Source organism: Basilea psittacipulmonis DSM 24701 (assembly GCF_000743945.1).
In the GTDB taxonomy this organism is placed as follows: Bacteria; Pseudomonadota; Gammaproteobacteria; order Burkholderiales; family Burkholderiaceae_B; genus Basilea; species Basilea psittacipulmonis.
The window spans coordinates 316,213-338,832 of record NZ_CP009238.1; the positions used below are offsets into that span (position 1 = coordinate 316,213).

Below are 22,620 nucleotides of genomic sequence, written 5' to 3' on the forward strand. Positions count from 1 at the left end.
CGCCACGACCAAGAAATACAGAGATTAAACTCAAGAGTTTGATCCTGGCTCAGATTGAACGCTAGCGGGATGCCTTACACATGCAAGTCGAACGGCAGCGAGAGGAAGCTTGCTTTCTTGTCGGCGAGTGGCGAACGGGTGAGTAAAGTATCGGAACGTACCCATCAGTGGGGGATAACTACGCGAAAGCGTAGCTAATACCGCATATTATCTAAGGATGAAAGCAGGGGACCGCAAGGCCTTGCGCTAATGGAGTGGCCGATATCGGATTAGCTAGTTGGTGGGGTAAAGGCCTACCAAGGCGACGATCCGTAGCTGGTTTGAGAGGACGACCAGCCACACTGGGACTGAGACACGGCCCAGACTCCTACGGGAGGCAGCAGTGGGGAATTTTGGACAATGGGGGCAACCCTGATCCAGCCATCCCGCGTGTGCGAAGAAGGCCTTCGGGTTGTAAAGCACTTTTGTCAGGGAAGAAAAGCTTAGTGATAATACCATTGAGTGATGACGGTACCTGAAGAATAAGCACCGGCTAACTACGTGCCAGCAGCCGCGGTAATACGTAGGGTGCAAGCGTTAATCGGAATTACTGGGCGTAAAGCGTGCGCAGGCGGCAGGAAAAGAAAGATGTGAAATCCCCGAGCTTAACTTGGGAATGGCATTTTTAACTGTCTTGCTAGAGTGTGTCAGAGGGAGGTGGAATTCCACGTGTAGCAGTGAAATGCGTAGAGATGTGGAGGAACACCGATGGCGAAGGCAGCCTCCTGGGATAACACTGACGCTCATGCACGAAAGCGTGGGGAGCAAACAGGATTAGATACCCTGGTAGTCCACGCCCTAAACGATGTCAACTAGCTGTTGGGTCAAGACTGACTTAGTAGCGAAGCTAACGCGAGAAGTTGACCGCCTGGGGAGTACGGTCGCAAGATTAAAACTCAAAGGAATTGACGGGGACCCGCACAAGCGGTGGATGATGTGGATTAATTCGATGCAACGCGAAAAACCTTACCTACCCTTGACATGTCTGGAATGCTTTAGAGATAGAGCAGTGCTCGCAAGAGAACTGGAACACAGGTGCTGCATGGCTGTCGTCAGCTCGTGTCGTGAGATGTTGGGTTAAGTCCCGCAACGAGCGCAACCCTTGTCATTAGTTGCCATCATTAAGTTGGGCACTCTAATGAGACTGCCGGTGACAAACCGGAGGAAGGTGGGGATGACGTCAAGTCCTCATGGCCCTTATGGGTAGGGCTTCACACGTCATACAATGGTCGGGACAGAGGGTTGCCAAGCCGCGAGGTGGAGCTAATCTCACAAACCCGATCGTAGTCCGGATTGCACTCTGCAACTCGAGTGCATGAAGTCGGAATCGCTAGTAATCGCGGATCAGCATGTCGCGGTGAATACGTTCCCGGGTCTTGTACACACCGCCCGTCACACCATGGGAGCGGGTTTTACCAGAAGTCGTTAGCCTAACCGAAAGGAGGGCGATGACCACGGTAGGATTCGTGACTGGGGTGAAGTCGTAACAAGGTAGCCGTACCGGAAGGTGCGGCTGGATCACCTCCTTTAAGATAGCATAAAGCGAGGCTTCTTATCGATTATCGTGCCTACACTTATCGGTTGTTAGAAATGAACAGAAGGAATCTAGGGTCAGTAGCTCAGCAGGTTAGAGCACCGTCTTGATAAGGCGGGGGTCGATGGTTCGAGCCCATCTTGACCCACCAAGTTAAGGTATCTTGGGGGATTAGCTCAGTTGGTAGAGCACCTGCTTTGCACGCAGGGGGTCGTCGGTTCGACTCCGTCATCCTCCACCATTCTTGATGAAGCGATATATCAGGGTTAAGTAGGGTTAAAAGTTACTTGACGATGATGAAAAAATTAGGTTATAATGCTTAGCTATTTTTTAATGGTGATGTGCGATTAAAAAGATAACTAACCATTATTTCTTATTGAAATAAACTGTTCTTTAACAATTAGGAAGAAGCACAACTAAAGTATTCAAGGGTTTCTAGTGTTTGAATGAACGCTAGAGACGCGTTAAATGAAGACGGGTTGTGATTGCAAAATGAAGTTCTCGACGTCTTAGGTAGTAGCGATACTACAGAAGATGAAGAAAACGGCACAAACGCGAAACATGTAAGAGCACAATAGTGGATAAAAAGGCGCTATTGTGTGGTAGATAAGAAATTATTTACCGAAGAAGTTTTCTATAACAAGATTAAGTTATAGGATCAAGTGACCAAGTGCACATGGTGGATGCCTTGGCGATCACAGGCGAAGAAGGACGTGATAGCCTGCGAAAAGCTGCGGGGAGCTGGCAAATAAGCATTGATCCGCAGATATCCGAATGGGGAAACCCACAGCAATAAGCTGTATCATTAGCTGAATATATAGGCTAAATGAGGCGAACCTGGTGAACTGAAACATCTAAGTAACCAGAGGAAAAGACATCAACCGAGATTCCGGCAGTAGTGGCGAGCGAACCCGGAGCAGCCTGAGCGAGATAGCCGATTGTATAGTCAAAAGAGATGGAAAGCTCTGCTATAGAGGGTGATAGCCCCGTAGACGAAATGCAATCGGTGGTACTAAGCGCTGAACAAGTAGAGCGGGACACGTGGAATCCTGTTTGAAGATGGGGGGACCATCCTCCAAGGCTAAATACTCGTGATCGACCGATAGTGAACCAGTACCGTGAGGGAAAGGCGAAAAGAACCCCGGGAGGGGAGTGAAATAGAACCTGAAACCGTGTGCATACAAACAGTCGGAGCAGTCAGGAACTGTGACGGCGTACCTTTTGTATAATGGGTCAGCGACTTACATTCAGTGGCAAGCTTAACGAATAAGGAAGGCGTAGCGAAAGCGAGTCCGAATAGGGCGTCTAGTCGCTGGGTGTAGACCCGAAACCAGATGATCTATCCATGGCCAGGTTGAAGGCAAGGTAACACTTGCTGGAGGACCGAACCCACTAATGTTGAAAAATTAGGGGATGAGCTGTGGATAGGGGTGAAAGGCTAAACAAATCTGGAAATAGCTGGTTCTCTCCGAAAACTATTTAGGTAGTGCCTCGTAGGGTATCTGTCGGGGGTAGAGCACTGTTATGGCTAGGGGGTCATGGCGACTTACCAAACCATGGCAAACTCCGAATACCGACAAGATTGACTACGGGAGACAGAGCACTGGGTGCTAACGTCCAGACTCAAGAGGGAAACAACCCAGACCGCCAGCTAAGGTCCCTAAAATTGGCTAAGTGGGAAACGAAGTGGGAAGGCATAGACAGTCAGGAGGTTGGCTTAGAAGCAGCCACCCTTTAAAGAAAGCGTAATAGCTCACTGATCGAGTCGTCCTGCGCGGAAGATGTAACGGGGCTCAAGCCAGTTACCGAAGCTGCGGGTTTGTAGGCAACTACAAGCGGTAGGAGAGCGTTCTGTAGGCCTGAGAAGGTGTGTTGAGAAGCATGCTGGAGGTATCAGAAGTGCGAATGCTGACATGAGTAGCGATAAAGCAGGTGAAAAGCCTGCTCGCCGTAAGTCCAAGGTTTCCTGCGCAACGTTCATCGGCGCAGGGTGAGTCGGCCCCTAAGGTGAGGCAGAGATGCGTAGCTGATGGGAAGTAGGTTAATATTCCTACACCGGCATAGGATGCGATGGGGGGACGGATTGCGAAATGTGATCGGGGTGATGGAAGTCCCCGTTGTTGGTACTGAGAGGGTAGTTAGGCAAATCCGGCTACGACAATCAAGGTATTGAGTCGAAGGTAAGCTTGCTTACCGAAGTCACAGGAAGTGGTCCCAAGAAAAGCCTCTAAGCTTCAGTTCTATGTTGACCGTACCGCAAACCGACACAGGTGGACGGGATGAATATTCTAAGGCGCTTGAGAGAACTCAGGAGAAGGAACTCGGCAAATTGATACCGTAACTTCGGGAGAAGGTATGCCCTGGTAGCGTGTTAAAGCGTGATAGGGCCGCAGAGAATCGGTGGCTGCGACTGTTTATTAAAAACACAGCACTGTGCCAACACGAAAGTGGACGTATACGGTGTGACGCCTGCCCGGTGCCGGAAGGTTAAGTGATGGGGTGCAAGCTCTTGATCGAAGCCCCGGTAAACGGCGGCCGTAACTATAACGGTCCTAAGGTAGCGAAATTCCTTGTCGGGTAAGTTCCGACCTGCACGAATGGCGTAACGATGGCCACACTGTCTCCTCCTGAGACTCAGCGAAGTTGAAATGTTTGTGATGATGCAATCTCCCCGCGGCTAGACGGAAAGACCCCATGAACCTTTACTGTAGCTTTACATTGGATTGTGAACCGGCCTGTGTAGGATAGGTGGGAGGCGAAGAAAGGTGGATGCTAGTTCACCTGGAGCCGTTGTTGAAATACCACCCTGGTTTGTTTGCGGTTCTAACCTGGTACCGTGATCCGGTATGGGGACAGTGTATGGTGGGCAGTTTGACTGGGGCGGTCTCCTCCCAAAGTGTAACGGAGGAGTTCGAAGGTACGCTAGGTACGGTCGGAAATCGTGCTGATAGTGCAATGGCAAAAGCGTGCTTGACTGCGAGACTGACAAGTCGAGCAGGTGCGAAAGCAGGACATAGTGATCCGGTGGTTCTGAATGGAAGGGCCATCGCTCAACGGATAAAAGGTACTCTGGGGATAACAGGCTGATACCGCCCAAGAGTTCATATCGACGGCGGTGTTTGGCACCTCGATGTCGGCTCATCTCATCCTGGGGCTGTAGCCGGTCCCAAGGGTATGGCTGTTCGCCATTTAAAGAGGTACGTGAGCTGGGTTTAAAACGTCGTGAGACAGTTTGGTCCCTATCTGCCGTGGGCGTTGGATACTTGACGGAGGCTGCTCCTAGTACGAGAGGACCGGAGTGGACGCACCTCTGGTGTACCGGTTGTCACGCCAGTGGCATCGCCGGGTAGCTATGTGCGGAAGAGATAACCGCTGAAGGCATCTAAGCGGGAAACTCGTCTGAAGATAAGGTATCCCGGAGTCTTGAACTCCCTAAAGGGTCGTTGTAGACCACAACGTTGATAGGCTGGGTGTGGAAGTGCAGTAATGCATGCAGCTAACCAGTACTAATTGCCCGTGCGGCTTGATCCTATAACTTAATGTTGTTCTTACATGGTTATATGTTCAACGTGCCGTAACAATGAATTAAGCTCATCTATCCCAATTCTCTTCATTACTGAATCCTACAAGATTCGTGCTTCTTCCTAAGTGTTAAAGACACTCACAGGCTTTTGCCTGACGACCATAGCAAGGTGGTCCCACGCCTTCCCATCCCGAACAGGACCGTGAAACACCTTAGCGCCGATGATAGTGGATGGACATCTGTGAAAGTAGGTCATCGTCAGGCTCTCTATACACAAACCCTCGTTGCTCACCGCAACGGGGGTTTTTTGTTTTTATGAGCTTCATGTCTTCAAAAAGTATTAGCGTATTTAAAATAAACGAGAGGATATCCTTATCTTATCTGGTTACGGTCTTTTGCTCTAATCCTTTAAAGTTAAATTAATTATGAGTGGTTAGACGGTGCGAATGAGAGTGAACGTTGGCAACAGTTTGTTGAGAGAGTACAACATGCACGTTTTTCTTATGGCAAAAAAAACAAAAACTGTTGGCTAAGAAAATAGACGAAGAAGGATTTATTGAGCGTAATCTCAACGACACAAGCCTTGAAAAAAACAAGTCAGTTTGTGTATAACCTAATTTCCCATAATTTTTAGTATATAAACAACAACAAAATGTAAAAAATCTTTAAAAAACAATAAAAAACCAAGCCGTCGGGCTTGATTTTTTTTTATTTTGTAGACTATAATATAATGTATTATTCACAGTCTACATTAGGTAATCATAATGGCATATTTAAATCAACTAGCAACGCTTCCTGATAAAAACATCACGTATCTAAAATACAAAGATACTTATTATGTGATTTATAACTATGCGTATAAAAGAAATGCCAACGGCAATCCTCAATCAAAGAAAATCACCATTGGCAAGTTAGTTGATAAAAAATCTAGACTATTCCAACCTAATGAAAATTATTTAAAAGTTTACGATAAACCACAGTTCATAAAAGAAGAAGTTGATTGTTCAAAGATTCCATTATCTGCTGTTAAATACACGCGTCCTGAAGGATTGTTGCAGCTCGTTCAAACAATAGCAAAAGAACTAGAATTAGATGTTATGTTAAGAAAGGTTTTTGGTAGCGATCATCACTATTTAATGTCGTTAGCCACCTACATGCTCTGTTGTGGCAATGTGATGAAGGGATATGAAAGATGGGCTAACAAACACTATTTGCCGACTTCTTTATGTATGAATGACAAAAGGATTAGTGATATTTTTTCTCAAGTGATAACTCAAGAAAAAAGACATCAGTTTCTGGATCTATGGAGTCAAAAAGCAAGTTCAGAAAACTTTCTAGCCTATGATTCAACCTCGATTTCAACGAGTTCAAGCATCATTGAAGCAAAACTTGGATTCAACAAAGAAAATGACAAAACAAAGCAGATAAACCTTGGCATCCTATATGGTTACGATTCACGCTTACCTTTCAATTACTCTTGGTATCAGGGAAACATTGTTGATAAATCGTACCTAAAATTCATGTTAAGTTTAACTAAGAATCTAAAAGATAAAAAAATTACCTTCGTCATGGATCAAGGCTATTTCTCAAGTGATAACTTAAAAACAATCGATGAATTAGGGAATAAATTTATAACTTTTTTACCCAGAAACACAAACTTATCAAGACAATCTATCGATGAGATTTCAGAGCTAAAGCTGGGCTACACTGATTTAGTTCCTGGATTTAAAACGGTAAAATGTCGAACAATTTCTTCTGAGTTAACAGGAATGAAATGCAATCTGCATGTATTCTTAGATCCTGATAAACAAATTGAGCTACAGTCTGATTTTGAAGAATACTTGCAGTATGAAGAAAAGGCACTACAAGACAAAATAAAGGAAAAAGTGGTGACAAAGAAAACTTGTAAGTATTTCAAAATTCATCAAGAGGGTAAAACGGAGTATTCATATGAAAGAGATATTGAAAAAATTTCTTATGAATATAATAGACTAGGATATTTTGTTTTAATTACCAACAATTTAGATTTAACGTCAGGAGAAGTGTTAGAGGCATATAGAGGTAAAGATCTCATCGAAAAAGCTTTTTGCGACATCAAAACAAACTTAGATTCAAGAAGATTAAGAACTCAACGTTCAGAAACAACAAACGGAAAAATCTTCGTCATGTTCATTGCGTTAATTCTATTAAGTGCATTAAGAAATAGAATTAGACATACAGAAATCGAATATAAGTATAGCCTCACCAATATAATTGAAGAGCTTGACGATATTAAGTTATTTGTTACTGATGATGAAAAAGTATTACACCCTCTAACAACCGATCAAGTCAAAATCTTAAATGAATTAAACCTAGACATTAAAGTATAAAAATACCTACCCCTCCATATTGGATGGAGGGGTATACTATAAATTATCGGGAAATTAGGGTATAATCAATGGTAGTAGTTATTGAAAGCAGAGAAATTGTTTTATTTATAGGAGAAAATAATGTTTCATCGGAAACGTATGCTGTGTATGACAATCTTGGGATTGTATGCCTTGTTTCCAAGGGTTGGTTTTGCTACTTTTAGCACTAATGGCTTTTATGTTTCTTCGGGAGATCCAAATGGTAAGTCTGTATGTGGTATTGCTGATAGTGAAAGTGCTGGAGCAAAATTGCTTGGTAACTCAGCAGGGTTGTGTGTTCAGACTAATGGGGGTCGTAGACTCAGATGGCTTAACGCTGTAGTTGGGCTAATTACAGCAGAGGGTACTTACAATAATACATTCCAAGGTTTAGCAGCCCAAAACGGCGGTTCTATCGTGTTAGAGGGCGATGCTTCAGAAACCTTAACCCATCGCCGTTGGGTTGATAGAAAGACTGAGTCATATCAGCGGACGTATGATAATACAGGCTTTAGAATTTATTCTGGTATTCCGAATAGTGATGGATCAGTAAAGTATGCGGTTTATGCTGATGGTGTATTATCGTCAGATGCTAGTAAGCGGGCAATGGTACTTATTAATGCTAAGGGATACACTCCTCAGATTTATCTTGGGGAATCATCTGATGTAGGGGTTTATGCTGGAAATCAAGGCTATGTTCCGATGAATGGCGTTATTATGACCTCATATGATACTTCTGCGACGGCATTACAAGCAGAAACAAAAGGCAATATCACCATAACAGGTTTGGTACGTTTTGCAGGAAAAACTTCTGTTGATTCTGCAGGAACCGATGAAGAGAATTTAGGGACTATTAATTTAAATACTCAGCCCTCGAGTTATAGTGCCGACCCAGTGAATAATTCAGTTTTGATATTTACAGGAGATTCTAGTTTAACCAACCTGAACGCTTATCAGACAGCGATTTATCTTTCTACGCCTTATGATGTAGCCACAACAAATTACCGCTCTCCTACAGGATCTGTTAGTACCAACACAACAACAAATAATGTATATTACACAGCAACGGGTGATACCTCTGGCTTTACAGGCAACACACTGACCATATATGGCAACTACGCAAGTACAACTAGTACGGTCGATGCAATTGATTTAGCTTCTCTCTATACTTCATTACAAGCAACGGGTATTAATATTTCTAAAAGTTATTTTCAGCTTAATAATAGCGGTAAATCTATTGTGTCTTATCCTTTAACGGTAGACTCAAGTAAATATACAACAGCTTTGGCTAATACCACACTCTACTTCCAGACAGTTTTGGGAGATGACAATTCAGCCACTGATAAATTAGTGGTCAAAGGTAATACTTCAGGTAATACAAATATACAAGTCACGAATGTTGGAGGCGAAGGTGCTATCACCACAAAAGGGATTAATATTATTGAAGTAGATGGTAATTCTGACGGTGTATTCACATTAACGAGTCGAGTAGTTGCAGGAGCGTATGAATATTGGCTACAGAAAGCTGATGAAAATGCGGATAGCTATTTTGGTTATACGGAAGATGATTATGGTAACTGGTATTTGGTGAATACTACAAGTGCTTCTCGAGGAGGAACTTCAAGTGGTACTCCGATTGATCGTCCAGAAACAGGTAGCTATTTGTCAGCTCATTATTTATCAAATAGTTTGTTTGTGACACGATTATGGGATAGAACAGGCTATTCACGACGTTCCTATATGAAAAAAGATCGTTATGGTATGCTTAATCGCGAAATGAAATTTAATCAATACGCTAATGACTTAGCAAGTTATCAGTGTCGTTATCGCTTTGAAACAGTAGATGATAAAGGCTATCCTACCGATCCAGGTATAGCTGTGACAATTTATCAGAAAAGAGAAAATGAATATCAGCGTATGGCACAATTGGCAAATTGTTTAGATCAAAACTATGCACGACATTTTGATACGCGTCGAGGCTTATGGGCACATTACACACGTAATGAGGGCAGTTTTAAAAATCGTAGTGATCAAGTTAAAACAAATACTTATTCTTATGCACTTCATGCTGGTGGAGATGTATTGAGCTTTACCACCAATGACAAAAATAATATTGATGTAGGGGTTATGGCAGCTTTTGGTGAAGCTAGTTCTAGTTCTTATTCGGATATTACAGGATATCGCTCGCGTTTGCGTACCAAAGGATGGGCTTTAGGTCTTTATGGTACATATTATTCTGATTGGTTAGAAAAAAGAGGGACCTATATAGATACATGGCTAATGTTTAATCGTTATCGTAATAGAGTGTATGGTGAAGGATTGGCAACCCAGCAATACGATGCACAAGGCATAACAGCTTCTGTAGAAGTGGGGCATAATTTCTTATTAGATCAAAAAGATTATAGAGATAATCAGCACACGCTTCAATCTGGTGATATGGTTCGTCGTGATTGGTTCTTACAACCACAGGCACAGCTTGTATATTTAGGAGTAGGGTCAAAAGAGTTGACTGAAGCATCAGGTACAAAAGTTAAAGCTGATCATCACAATTGGCTAGCAAGATTAAGTGTTCGTACATCATTGCGTTATTATGAGCAATACTATCAAAATGAACAGAAAAACTCGAGCTACCATTATCGTGTCACTGAGCCTTATATCGAGGCAGGTATTTTGCATTATATTAGAGACTTTGCGGTTGATATGGGTGATACACAAGTATCTTCCGATACGTTGCGTACTATTGGTGAGTTAAAAGCGGGGATTAAGCGGGAGTGGAGTGACCGTTCGTATTTATGGACAGATGTAGCCGTTCAATTCGGTAAAAATAGTTATCGAAATTACCAATGGATGCTAGGTGTTTCTTATAAGTTTCATTAATCTCTTAATAGTTTAATGAAAACTTAGTTGGCGATTGTTGTTATTGCTGGTGCAAATAAGCATCAAGAATTTCAAATCGCTTATCGTAATGCCAAGCATTGCAAAGTGATATTGGAAATTATGGAATATTGTGCTTATTGATGCAAAGTAATATAGATAGTCTGGGTTGGCAGATCTATCAAATACAACAAGATGTGAATTATTTACGACGTAAATCATTTCCTCTGAAAAGAATGGCTCATAAAATTCGAGATATAGTTCGTAAATTACGTAAAAAAACTTAACCATGAATGAATAATAATTAGCCCTAGTCAAAAATACTGGGGCTTTTTTATGAGGATAAATAAAGTAATCATCTATTTATTCATAATATGTTAGAGTATAAAATTGCATATTAAAAGTTTGTAAAATTTATGAAAGTGAACGTTTTGATTTAAAGAGAAAGAATATGAATGATAAATTACCTATCAATATTCACGACTTATTAAGCAAAAAAACGATTGAGGATGAGCGAATTGAGTTTAAAACCAATTGGAATCCAGAAGCGATTTTGCATACTCTTTGTGCTTTTGCTAATGACTTTCATAATCTTGGTGGTGGGTATGTCATCATTGGTGTTAAAGAAGAACATGGAATGCCAGTATTACCACCCGTTGGATTAAATGCCAACCAAATTGATCATATTCGCAAAGAATTATTACAACTTGAAAAGAGTGCTATCTTTCCTAGTTTTCATGTATTAACAGCAACTTATGAGATTCAAGGGAAATTGATATTGGTACTATGGGCAGTGGCAGGAGAAATGCGTCCTTATCGTGCCAAAAAATCTTTATCAAGTAAAAATACCGAAAATTGGGCGTATTACATTCGTCAGCACTCCAGTAGCATTGAAGCCAAAGGAGAAATAGAACAAGAACTTTTATCTTTAGCTAATAAAATCCCTTTTGATGACCGTCTATGTCTAAATGCAAAACTTGAAGATTTAGAACCACACTTGATTAGGGAGTTTTTAACTGAAATCAAAAGTGAATTAGCATCAGAAGCTTATCAACTTTCTGTGGAACAATTAGCGAGACGAATGAATATTGTAGGAGGTAGTAGTGAAGCATTATTTCCTAAAAATGTAGGATTGTTGTTCTTTAATAGTCATCCCGATCGATTTTTTCCTTATACACAAATTGATGTCGTGCATTTTCCAGAAGGTACAGGTGCCAACCGTATTGATGAAAAGATTTTTAAAGGTCCATTGGCTCGCATTGCCCAAGAAGCCTTGCAATACATCAAAAATCTTTATTTACAAGAAACCATTATTAAAATTCCCAATCAAGCCAAAGCCAAACGCTTTTGGAACTATCCTTTTGAAGCCATTGAAGAAGCATTGATAAATGCCGTATATCATCGTTCTTATGAAATTCGTGAACCCATTGAAGTGCGGATTAATGCGACTTCTATTGAAATCCTAAGTTATCCAGGACCTGATCGTTCCATAAAACTTTCCGACTTACAGGCTGGTAAAGCAGTGAGTAGACGCTATCGAAATCGTAGAATAGGAGAGTTTTTAAAAGATTTAGACCTAACCGAAGGACGCTCTACAGGAGTACCTAAAATTATTCGAGCCATGAAAAACAACGGATCACCAGAAGCAACTTTTGAAACGGATGAAGAAAACAGCTACTTTTTGATTCGCTTGCCTATTCATAGTGGTGCAGATCAAGGGGTTAACCAAGAGCATGAAGATTATTTTGGCAGAATAGAATATTTCCTTGTAGCATTGGAAAAAGAATCTTTAGGAGTAAAGCAATTAATGCTGAATATGAACATTGGTGACAGAAAATATTTTAGATCACGATATCTGAATCCAGCTTTAGAACAAGGGTTTGTTGAAAGAACCTTACCAGAAAAGCCCACTAGCCGATATCAACAATACCGATTAACACAGTTAGGAAAAGAATACTTAACGCGACAATTAAAAAAAGAAAAATGATAAAAAATAATGAATTTTGTCTCTTATTTTATAAACAAGAGCAAAATGAACTTGTTTGATATATTTAGCACCGACTTCGATATTTTTAAAAATATTTTATTAAAATCAATTGGTTGTGTTTGTCATCTTTATCAGTGACTAAGACACCGACCTAGATACCGACCTAGATGTGTAAGGGTGTTTGTATTAAAATCAATAGGTTAGGTTTATTTAGTTTATTTGCCGACCTAGTTACCCCCTAAGACACCCCCTAAGATGGTGACCTAGATGTTTTGAAGTATTTTAATAAAATCAATTAGTTATGTTTGTCATCTTTATCAGTGACTAAGATACTAACTAAGACACCGACCTAGATACCGACCTAGATGTGTAAAGGTGTTTGTATTAAAATCAATAGGTTAGGTTTATTTAGTTTATTTGCCGACCTAGTTACCCCCTAAGACACCCCCCAAGATACCCCCTAAGATGGTGACCTAGATGTTTTAAAGTATTTTAATAAAATCAATTGGTTATGTTTATCATGTCTATCAGTGACTAAGATACTGACTAAGACACCGACCTAGATGTGTAAGGCTGTTTGTATTAAAATCAATAGGTTACGTTTATTTAGTTTATTTGTCGATCTAGTTGCTCCCTAAGACAGCCCTTAAGATGGTGGCCTAGATGTTTTAAAGTATTTTAATAAAATCAATTAGTTAAGTTTGTCATCTCTATCAGTGACTAAGATACTGACTAAGACACCGACCTAGATGTGTAAGGCTGTTTGTATTAAAATCAATAGGTTACGTTTATTTAGTTTATTTGTCGATCTAGTTGCTCCCTAAGACACCCCTTAAGATGGTGGCCTAGATGTTTTAAAGTATTTTAATAAAATCAATTGGTTATGTTTATCATGTCTATCAGTGACTAAGATACTGACTAAGACACCGATCTAGATACCGACCTAGATGTGTAAGGGTGTTTGTATTAAAATCAATAGGTTAGGTTTATTTAGTTTATTTGCCGACCTAGTTACCCCCTAAGACACCCCCCAAGATACCCCCTAAGATGGTGACCTAGATGTTTTGAAGTATTTTAATAAAATCAATTGGTTGTGTTTGTTGATAGTTATTTGCCGACCTAGTTACCCCCTAAGATACCCCCCAAGATACCCCCTAAGATGGTGACCTAGATGTTTTGAAGTATTTTAATAAAATCAATTGGTTGTGTTTGTTGATAGTTATTTGCCGACCTAGTTACCCCCTAAGACACCCCCCAAGATACCCCCTAAGATACACCGACCTAGATGTTTTGAAGTATTTTAAATTCACAAATGTGTAATAACCAACGGTTTGTCTTGATACAGTAGGATTTCCGTATCCATGGAGAAGATGTGTTTGAGATTCTCTTTGGTAATGACGTCTTTTGGATTTCCTTGAATGGCGATAGATCCGTCTTTCATGGCAATGATATGGTCTGCCCATGCAGCGGCAATATTGATATCATGTACCACCATAATCGTGTTCAGTCCTTTTTCGTCACTTAACTTTTTCAAAGTACGCATCAATTCACGAGCATGGTACATATCCAGATTGTTCAGAGGTTCGTCTAGCAAAACATAATGCGTATCTTGGCAAAAGACCATGGCAATCAAAGCACGTTGTTTTTGGCCGCCAGATAAGGTACTGAGTAAACGGTCTTTCAACGCCGTTAGTTCAAAGGTAGCTAACATTTCATTGACTACGTGCGTATCTTGAGTGGTAGGTCGTCCTTGATGATGAGGGTATCGCCCAAACATGAGTAAATCTTGGACGGTAATACGGTGGTTGAGGTCATTCTGCTGGGTCAAAATCGCCAGTTGTTTGGCAATTTGAGCTGATTTTTGGACTTTAATCGATGTCCCATCAATCAAAATATCCCCCACTTCTAGCCCTTGTAAACGAGCAATGAGTGAGAACAAAGTGGATTTTCCTGCGCCATTTGGACCGATAATTGCCACAATACCTTTTTCGGGAATGTCCAAATTAATATCCTTCAAAATACGTTCTTGTGCAATATCAAAATTAACTTGATGAGTGGTAATCATAATGTTCTCTTTTTCAAAACCAAAGCAAAAGGAAAGTCAATCCACCGATAAACTCAATGACAACGCCCAGCTCGCCTATTATAAGCGGTGGTTGGTAGGTCGTTTCAAAACTTTTAAAACGCTGAAAATACGCTCTTGTGCAATATCAAAATTAACTTGATGAGTGGTAATCATAATGTTCTCTTTTTCAAAACCAAAGCAAGGAAGGTCAATCCACCGATAAACTCAATCACAACGCCCAGCACGCCTTTCATGCCTAATGCTTGTTCAAATAACAACTGTCCAAGAACGAGGATTAAGGCGGAGATTAGAAAAGTAAAAGGAATACGAACGGAATGTTGCATGCTAGGTGTGAGGATATTGACTAAAGTGCAGACTAATAGACCAAAGAAGCTGATAGGTCCTACCAAAGCCGTTGCCACAGAAACCAAAATAGCCATACAAGTTAGGATCTGGATACTAAATTGACGATACTCAATACCCAATGTAATCGCAAGATTTTTGCCTAACATTAGCACATCAAGACGATGTCTTTGTTGCCATATCCAGATAAAACTTAATAGAGCGATGATCCCGCCGATCGTCAGTAATTCTGGTTTGGTTGAAGTAAAACTTGCAAATGTTCGAGTTTGTGCAATGGCAAAAACAGTGGGGTCGATTAAACGTTGTAATAGACTATTGATACTGCGTAAAAAAGTGGCCATAATCACACCAATAAGAATCATTTTGGTGAGATCGTGTTGACTGTATCGATTAAGCGTTCGGAATAAAACAATCGAAGCACCCACCATAATAAGGGCCTCCACGCTGAATTTCCAATAAATATTTAGTAAAACAAAACTATTACCGAGTAAAAAGACAAGAATAGTCTGCATCAGTACATAGAGAACATCAAAGCCCAGAATGCTAGGTGTTAGGATATTATTGTTAGTGAGTGTTTGGAATAAGAGGGTGGACATGCCAATCATATAGGCGACAAGCAGCAATAAAGCCAGTTTGTTTGCACGTAGTCCTACAATAAAAGACCAGTTTCCCTTGATCCCGTAAAATAAGTAAAAACAACAGGCAGCTAATAAAATCATCAAAGGTAAGATGAATGAATAGATGAGGGTCTTTTTATCCAGCATATTTTCTTCTCATCAATAAATATAGGAATACACCCGTACCGATCACGCCAAAAATTGTTGAGACGGGGATCTCATAGGGGATATTAATCACTCGACCAACAATATCGCAAATTAGCAGTAAGTTTGCACCCATTAAGATGACTGAAGGTAGGCTTTTTCTCAATCGATCACCTGCGATACGTGAAACAATGTTTGGTACGACCAGTCCAACAAAAGGAATAGCCCCCACACTGACTACTACTACAGCAGAAATTAAGGCAACGGCAATCAGGCTGATCCAAAGCATTTTTTCATGACTGACACCTAGTCCTGTACTAATTTCTTTTCCCATGCCTGCAATGGTTAGTCGGTCTGCTAGGAAGTAGATGACAACGACCAAAATAGCACTTAACCAAAGTAGCTCGTAACGTCCTGCCAATACGCTAGAAAAATCACCTGTAAACCAAACGCTGATTAACTGTAATGTATCGGTTTCATAGGCAATAAAAGTGCCTAATGCTTCCAAGATACTGCCGTAAATGATACCTATTAGGGGGACTAATAATTTTTGTGTGGGTGGTAGACGACTGAGCAAGCCCATAAACAGTACAATACCCATCAGTGCGGCTATTGTGGCAATGCTCATTTTTAGCAGTAAACTGGAAGCAGGTAATAATAGACTGGCAGCCAAAATACCCAAAGTAGCACTTTGTGTTGCCCCTGTCATCGATGGTTCGATAAAACGATTGCGTAAAACAATCTGCAACACCATACCTGCGACAGAAAGACTAGCTCCTGTGAGAATAATCGCTAATGTTCGAGGGATACGACTTACGAGCAATAATTGTAAATCATGTGATTGCGTGAAAATATTCGCCCAAGAAAAGTCTGCCACACCAATGGTCATACTGAGGGTGGTCAGTATGACAAGTAGTATGACATTCAGTGTATTGAGGGGCAGTTTGGTCACCATTATTGTGCTTGAGAGTAAGCGTTTTTAATATTTTTTAAATCTTGTGTGATTTGTGTGTAGCCCCCAGAAGCGACATACGATGCACCGTCCAGATAAATAACCTGTCCTTTTTTCCATGCCGTCGTGCTTGCTACCAAAGGATTATTCAAAGTCTGTGCAGCGGCCTGACCTTCCTCACCAATCGCTGCACTACGATCCAATACAATTAACCAATCTGGGTTGACTTTTTGAATATATTCATTGGAAATAGGCTGACCATGGGTGGCATCGACATTGTCGTTATCAGCAGGCGTAATCCCCAAGTTATTAAAAATCCAACCAAAACGAGATTTAGGACCAAAGGTAGATAGCTTGTTACCATTGACCATTACCATGAGTGTTTTGCCTTTATCTTTGACCGCTGCACGTGTTTCATCAATGAGTTGACTGAGCTGATCATCTAATTTTTGAGCTTGTGCTTCTTTCTGGAAAATTTTTCCCAAAGTATGAATGCGGTTACGTGCATCACTGAGCAGGTCTGCCCCTTTGTCTGTTAAATCAATACTCTGACTAACTTTCTGAACCTCACTTAGCTTGCTGCTACTACGTGATGCCACGATAATGAGATCAGGATTTAATTCAGCCAAAGCCTCTAAATTGGGTTCAAAAACAGTCCCTACGCTTTTGGCATGAGCGTGAAGAGGTGCTAGATATTTGGTAAAAGTACGTTCTGGTAAACCAGCAATCGGTACGTCTAACGCTTGGAGTGTATCGGCGGTAGCCAGATCAAAGACCGCTACTGTTTGGATAGGTGTCTTTAAGCTTACTTCACCTCTGGCCGTGTTAATCGTTAGGGTGTCGGCACTAGCCATGCCAAAAAATAAAGTCGCAAAAAGGGTAAATAATCTTTTTTTCATCATAAAACATCACCAACATTTCAAGTTTCTGAAATCGACATTCGGTAATTTTAAATTATAAATAAGAATAATTATTATTCAAAGTTTTTTTGTAAAAAATCAGGATGAAAAAAAGTAAATGCATAATGTGGGTGCTGCAATAAAGGGGCCCAAACGAATATAAGAAGTTCTAAAACACAAGCTGTATAAAAGTGACAGCAAAGAACAAAAGATAAACACGTTGATCAGCTGGTGAGGGGCTAACCATAAGCTAATAGCACAAAGTAGTTTAATATCACCGCCTCCAATAGCGATTTTCTTTTTTTGCTTAAACAAGATGAGATTAATAAGGTTAAGGCTTAAATATAGAATACTGCAACACAATAAATGTGGGAATAAATAAACGGATGGATTATAGCTTTTTAGCAATAATCCTAGCCACAATAAACCCATCGTGTATAGGTTAGGAAGTTTGGCGTATTGGATGTCAATAAGGGATAGGATGTACAAAAAGCTTACCAGTATTTGATCAGAAGCGGGTAAATGCAGGAAATAAGCGATGATAAAAAATATAGGAAGCCCCAACCACGCCCATATTGGCAATGAGCTATAAGGTAATTTGGGCAAAAGAAATAAAAAACAACAAAAAGCCATCAAAAAGAAAATCAGTGTCAGCATCATGTGCTCCTTTTTTTCTATATTGAAATAGAGTAAGAAGTAGGACAATAGGGTGTTGTAGGCATTGTCCATGAGGATTTTGATTAGGTATTTTTAAGAGGGGGTAAAAAAATAGTTTAAGTTTGTGACAAAAGATGATAAAAATATTTACAGCAATAAGCCGCTATGTTTTAATCAAAAGAAGAAAATAGGCTATGATAATTGGCTATTTTGTAAAGTTTATTTATCCTAAAGAGTGCAATGATGACAAAAATGGTTCCCGTTACCGTATTAACAGGTTTTTTAGGTTCTGGTAAAACAACATTATTGAAACGTATATTGACTGAATATCACGGTCAACGTATTGCTGTGATTGAAAATGAGTTTGGACCAGAAAGTATCGATAATGAGCTGTTGGTATCGGAACAAAGTGAAGAAATTGTTGAGTTAAACAATGGCTGTGTGTGTTGTACCGTTCGAGGAGATTTGTTGCGAACGCTTTTGGATCTGAAAATTAGACGTGAAGCGGGTAAGCTGAATTTTGAACGTGTGGTCATCGAAACAACAGGTGTCGCTAATCCTGGACCAGTTTGTCAAACTTTCTTTATGGATGACGATATTGCTCGTTATTATCGTTTAGATGCGGTGGTGTGTATCGTGGATGCTAAACATGGTATGACCACTTTAGATGAACGTGAAGAAGCTCAACAACAGGTGGGGTTTGCCGATCGTATTTTGATTTCAAAACGTGATTTGGTAACGGATGAAGAATATGATCGCATTAGAAAACGTTTGGTGAAGATTAATCCGCGTGCTCAGATGATGCCTGTAAACTTTGGTGAAGTGGATTTAAAACAGATTCTTGATATTAGCGGGTTTAATCTTAATGCCGTGTTAGATATTGATCCTGACTTTTTAAAAGAGGATGAACACCACCATCATCATGATCACGAGTGTGATGAACATTGCCATCACCACGACCATGATCACGAGTGCGATGAGCATTGCCATCATCACGATCATGATCATGAGTGCGATGAACATTGTCATCATCACGACCATCACCATACCGATGATATTGGTGCATTTTTATACACCTCAGATCGTCCTTTTGTTCATGAACGTTTGGAGAACTTTTTGTCAGGTATTGTTCAGGTGTATGGTCCAGATTTATTTCGCTATAAGGGGGTCATTTACATGAAAGGGATGCGTCAGAAAATTTTATTCCAAGGCGTTCATATGCTAATGGGAGCGGAGCCAGGACAGCCTTGGGGAGCTAAAGAAAAACCACAAACCAAAATGGTTTTTATTGGTCGTAAATTACCGAAAGATGTATTAAAAGCAGGTTTGGACCAATGTCTTGCCTGATGAGCAGTAAGGAGTGAAGTATGGCTAAAACACAGAAAAATACAGAAGAAAAGCTATTAACAGAAAAACAGCTTTTGGCAATGTCAGAAGATGATTACATGAATGAAGCACAGCTTGCTTTTTTCAAAGATCGTCTTCAAAAACTGGAGGCAGACATCTTAAATAATGCCGACGTGACTACTGAAAAACTACGTGAAACTCAGTTTGCTGCGGATCCTGCCGATCGAGCAACGATTGAAGAGGAACATGCTTTAGAGTTACGTACTCGCGATCGTGAACGCAAGTTGTTGAAAAAAGTACAACAGTCATTGGCTTTGATTGAGTCAGGGGATTATGGCTGGTGTGAGGAAACAGGTGATCCGATTGGTATTCCACGTTTATTGGCACGTCCGACAGCAACGTTATCATTAGAGGCTCAGGAAAGACGTGAGAAACGCCAGAAAATGTATGGTGATTAAGACATGAGTTTTAATGATCAGATTCAAATTTTGGTATGTGCGGCGATCCCTTTTATTTTTGCTTTGACGTTGTCGGAAGCAGCAAAGGCGTTCACTGCTAGAATGCTTGGAGATGACTCTGCATTAACAGCTAGTTTTTGTAGTCTCAATCCAGGAAAATTCATTGACCCCATTGGTACTATTTTGATGCCATTGGGGTTGATGTTGTTAGGAAGTCCTGTCTTTTTTGGGTGGGCAAAACCTGTTCTTTTTAATCCCAATAAATTTAAGAATTTTAATAAAGGCCTCGCTTTAGTGGTGTTGTCAGGTCCGTTTGCTAATTTTTTAATGGCAGTGGCGTGGATGCTGATATTGTGTTTGGCTATTTACTTGAGGCTGGATACCATCGATGTAAAATTATTACAATTTGTGGTGTTGACCTCAGAGTTGGGCGTGATCATTAATGTTGTGTTAATTTTATTTAATCTTTTGCCGATTCCGCCTTTACCAGGTTCTTACATTGTGATGAACCTGTTGCCTGCTCGCTATGCCATTCAATATGCGGGTTTGAAGCAATATAATTTGTTTATTATCTTATTTTTGGTGGTAACAGGTGCTTTTAGGGTGATTTTTGGTCCTGTTGTATTATGGACAAATAGTTTTATTAATTCCCTCATAAGTCACATGACCTTGATGTAGATAGGATAAAATAGACATTTTCTTTTGGGAAGAATTGTGCCTATTTATGCTTATAAATGTTTAGACTGTGGTTTTGAGAAAGATGTGTTACAAAAGATCTCAGACCCAGTGCTGACTGAATGTCCTGCTTGTCATAAAAGTCATTTTCAAAAACAAGTGACCGCTGCGGGGTTTCAGCTAAAAGGTAATGGTTGGTATGCGACTGATTTTAGTGGTAAGAAGTCACCGAAAACAGAATCGAATACTGGAAATGCTCATTAATCGTTGATTTATTTTTGGAGTGTTTACTCATGAAACGTACTTGCTATGTTGGCGAGGTTTGCTTAGATCATTTAGATCAAACAGTGACTTTATATGGTTGGGCGAATCGTCGTCGTGACCATGGTGGTGTGATTTTTATTGACTTACGCGATAGAGAAGGGTTGGCTCAGATTGTATTTGATCCAGATTATCCTGAAAGTTTTAAAGTAGCAGAAACGGTTCGTAATGAATTTTGTTTAAAGGTTACTGGCGTGGTGCGTCGTCGTCCTGCTGGTACAGAAAACCCTGAGTTGAAATCTGGTCAGGTAGAGATTTTGTGTAAAGAAGTAGAGATTTTGAATGCTTCTGTTACGCCACCGTTCCAGTTAGACGAAGAGAACTTGTCCGAAACGACACGTTTGGCTCATCGTGTGCTTGATTTGCGTCGCCCAATGATGCAAGAAAATCTCAAGTTGCGTTATAAGGTGGCTTTAGAAGCTCGTAAATTCTTAGATGAACATGGCTTCATCGATATTGAAACGCCGATGTTGACTAAGAGTACGCCTGAAGGAGCACGCGATTACTTAGTACCTTCTCGTGTACATGATGGTGAGTTCTATGCGTTGCCACAGTCACCTCAGCTATTTAAGCAGTTATTGATGGTAGCGGGCTTTGATCGTTATTATCAGATCACGAAGTGTTTCCGTGATGAAGATTTACGTGCTGATCGTCAGCCAGAATTTACCCAGATCGACTGCGAAACTTCTTTCTTAGATGAATTCCAGATCCGTGAATTATTTGAAGATATGATTCGTCATATTTTCAAGAAAACCAAAGATGTCCAGCTTCCTGAAAAATTCCCTGTGATGACTTGGGATGAAGCAATGGCTCGTTATGGTTCTGATAAGCCTGACTTACGCGTCAAACTTGAGTTTACAGAATTGACCGATGTGATGAAGCAGGTTGAATTCAAGGTCTTTAATGCCGCTGCTAATATGCCTAACGGTCGTGTCGTGGGTTTGCGTATTCCAAATGGTGCTGAGTTAACGCGTAAAGAAATTGACGATTACACGGCATTTGTGGCGATTTATGGTGCTAAAGGTTTAGCTTACATTAAAGTGAATGACGTATCTCAAGGTCGCGATGGACTCCAATCACCGATCGTGAAAAACTTGAGCGATGAAGCATTGAATGCCGTTATCGAACGCACAGGTGCTAAAAATGGCGATTTGATTTTCTTTGGTGCAGATAAAGCGAAGATTGTAAATGATGCGATGGGTGCTTTGCGTGTGAAGTTGGGTCAAAGCGATTTTGCCAAATCTCACGGCTTTTTTGAAGCAGGTTGGCAGCCATTGTGGGTGGTTGATTTCCCCATGTTTGAATATGATGAGGAAGAGAATCGTTATGTGGCTTGCCATCACCCATTTACCAGCCCTAAAGATGGTCACGAAGACTATCTTGAGACGGCACCTGAAAAAGCTTATGCCAAAGCTTATGATATGGTGTTGAACGGTTGGGAGCTAGGTGGCGGTTCAGTGCGTATTCATAAAGAAGATGTTCAATCTAAAGTGTTCCGTGCCTTGAAGATTGGTGAGGAAGAAGCAAGAGCGAAATTTGGCTTCTTGTTAGATGCCTTGCAATATGGCGCACCTCCTCATGGTGGTCTTGCATTTGGTATGGATCGTTTGATTACATTGATGACAGGTGCAGAGTCGATTCGTGACGTGATTGCATTCCCGAAAACACAGCGTGCACAATGTTTATTAACACAAGCACCATCACCTGTCGATGAAAAACAGCTTCGCGAGTTACATATTCGTTTGCGTAACCCTAAGAACGTTTAAACACATCTCGTT

12 protein-coding genes, 2 tRNA genes, 3 rRNA genes and 1 pseudogene are annotated in these 22,620 nt (G+C 40.7%); 13 read left to right on the plus strand and 5 right to left on the minus strand.

Features of this window, described 5'->3' with window-relative positions:
• Nucleotides 1-26 precede the first annotated feature (26 nt).
• The 8 genes from IX83_RS01440 (at nt 27) to IX83_RS01475 (ending at nt 12,344) form a co-directional block, all read left to right on the plus strand.
• Nucleotides 27-1,568 (plus strand): 16S ribosomal RNA (locus tag IX83_RS01440).
• A 79-nt stretch (nt 1,569-1,647) separates the two neighbouring features.
• Nucleotides 1,648-1,724: transfer RNA gene (locus IX83_RS01445), tRNA-Ile, on the plus strand.
• A gap of 14 nt (nt 1,725-1,738) precedes the next feature.
• Nucleotides 1,739-1,814, plus strand: a tRNA-Ala gene (locus tag IX83_RS01450).
• A 415-nt stretch (nt 1,815-2,229) separates the two neighbouring features.
• Nucleotides 2,230-5,104: ribosomal RNA gene (locus tag IX83_RS01455) — 23S ribosomal RNA — on the plus strand.
• A 143-nt stretch (nt 5,105-5,247) separates the two neighbouring features.
• A 5S ribosomal RNA gene (gene rrf, locus IX83_RS01460) occupies nt 5,248-5,360 on the plus strand.
• The 16S, 23S and 5S rRNA genes sit together here with 2 tRNA genes alongside, the layout of an rRNA operon.
• Nucleotides 5,361-5,860: 500 nt before the next feature.
• Nucleotides 5,861-7,465: an IS1634 family transposase gene (locus IX83_RS01465; protein ID WP_038498341.1), complete on the plus strand. Its 1,605-nt coding sequence runs from the start codon at nt 5,861-5,863 to the stop codon at nt 7,463-7,465.
• Between the two features lie 120 nt (nt 7,466-7,585).
• Nucleotides 7,586-10,360, plus strand: coding sequence for an autotransporter family protein (locus tag IX83_RS01470; RefSeq protein ID WP_077315933.1), 2,775 nt, complete (start codon nt 7,586-7,588; stop codon nt 10,358-10,360).
• A gap of 448 nt (nt 10,361-10,808) precedes the next feature.
• The gene (locus IX83_RS01475) at nt 10,809-12,344 is read left to right on the plus strand and encodes a Fic family protein (protein WP_038498347.1); all 1,536 of its coding nucleotides are present in this window, start codon (nt 10,809-10,811) and stop codon (nt 12,342-12,344) included.
• 1,306 nt (nt 12,345-13,650) lie between these two features.
• Here the strand turns inward: IX83_RS01475 and IX83_RS01480 are convergent.
• From IX83_RS01480 to IX83_RS09155, 5 genes are all read right to left on the minus strand, one after another.
• A complete protein-coding gene (locus IX83_RS01480; protein ID WP_038498350.1) occupies nt 13,651-14,409 on the minus strand; it encodes an iron ABC transporter ATP-binding protein in 759 nt (252 codons plus the stop codon).
• A gap of 170 nt (nt 14,410-14,579) precedes the next feature.
• A complete protein-coding gene (locus tag IX83_RS01485; protein ID WP_038498353.1) occupies nt 14,580-15,536 on the minus strand; it encodes an iron chelate uptake ABC transporter family permease subunit in 957 nt (318 codons plus the stop codon).
• The gene (locus tag IX83_RS01490; RefSeq protein ID WP_038498356.1) at nt 15,526-16,488 is read right to left on the minus strand and encodes an ABC transporter permease; all 963 of its coding nucleotides are present in this window, start codon (nt 16,486-16,488) and stop codon (nt 15,526-15,528) included. The genes IX83_RS01485 and IX83_RS01490 overlap by 11 nt, the downstream gene beginning before the upstream one ends.
• Nucleotides 16,488-17,387, minus strand: coding sequence for a siderophore ABC transporter substrate-binding protein (locus IX83_RS01495; RefSeq protein ID WP_038498359.1), 900 nt, complete (start codon nt 17,385-17,387; stop codon nt 16,488-16,490). The genes IX83_RS01490 and IX83_RS01495 overlap by 1 nt, the downstream gene beginning before the upstream one ends.
• A 96-nt stretch (nt 17,388-17,483) precedes the next feature.
• On the minus strand, nt 17,484-18,113 hold the full coding sequence (locus tag IX83_RS09155) for a prepilin peptidase (RefSeq protein WP_077315972.1): 630 nt from the start codon (nt 18,111-18,113) through the stop codon (nt 17,484-17,486).
• Nucleotides 18,114-18,281: 168 nt separating this feature from the next.
• Here IX83_RS09155 and IX83_RS01505 point away from each other — a divergent pair, with 168 nt between their 5' ends.
• From IX83_RS01505 to aspS, 5 genes and pseudogenes are all read left to right on the plus strand, one after another.
• Nucleotides 18,282-19,388, plus strand: coding sequence for a CobW family GTP-binding protein (locus tag IX83_RS01505; RefSeq protein WP_038498365.1), 1,107 nt, complete (start codon nt 18,282-18,284; stop codon nt 19,386-19,388).
• A 20-nt stretch (nt 19,389-19,408) separates the two neighbouring features.
• Nucleotides 19,409-19,846, plus strand: coding sequence for an RNA polymerase-binding protein DksA (dksA, locus tag IX83_RS01510; RefSeq protein ID WP_038498368.1), 438 nt, complete (start codon nt 19,409-19,411; stop codon nt 19,844-19,846).
• Between the two features lie 3 nt (nt 19,847-19,849).
• Nucleotides 19,850-20,524, plus strand: coding sequence for a site-2 protease family protein (locus IX83_RS01515; RefSeq protein WP_038498371.1), 675 nt, complete (start codon nt 19,850-19,852; stop codon nt 20,522-20,524).
• 36 nt (nt 20,525-20,560) lie between these two features.
• Nucleotides 20,561-20,776 (plus strand): annotated as a pseudogene (locus IX83_RS01520) (FmdB family zinc ribbon protein); the annotation flags it as partial.
• A gap of 38 nt (nt 20,777-20,814) precedes the next feature.
• Nucleotides 20,815-22,608 carry an aspartate--tRNA ligase gene (gene aspS, locus IX83_RS01525; RefSeq protein WP_038498374.1) on the plus strand — a complete coding sequence of 598 codons (1,794 nt, stop codon included), beginning with the start codon at nt 20,815-20,817 and terminating at the stop codon, nt 22,606-22,608.
• Nucleotides 22,609-22,620 lie beyond the last annotated feature (12 nt).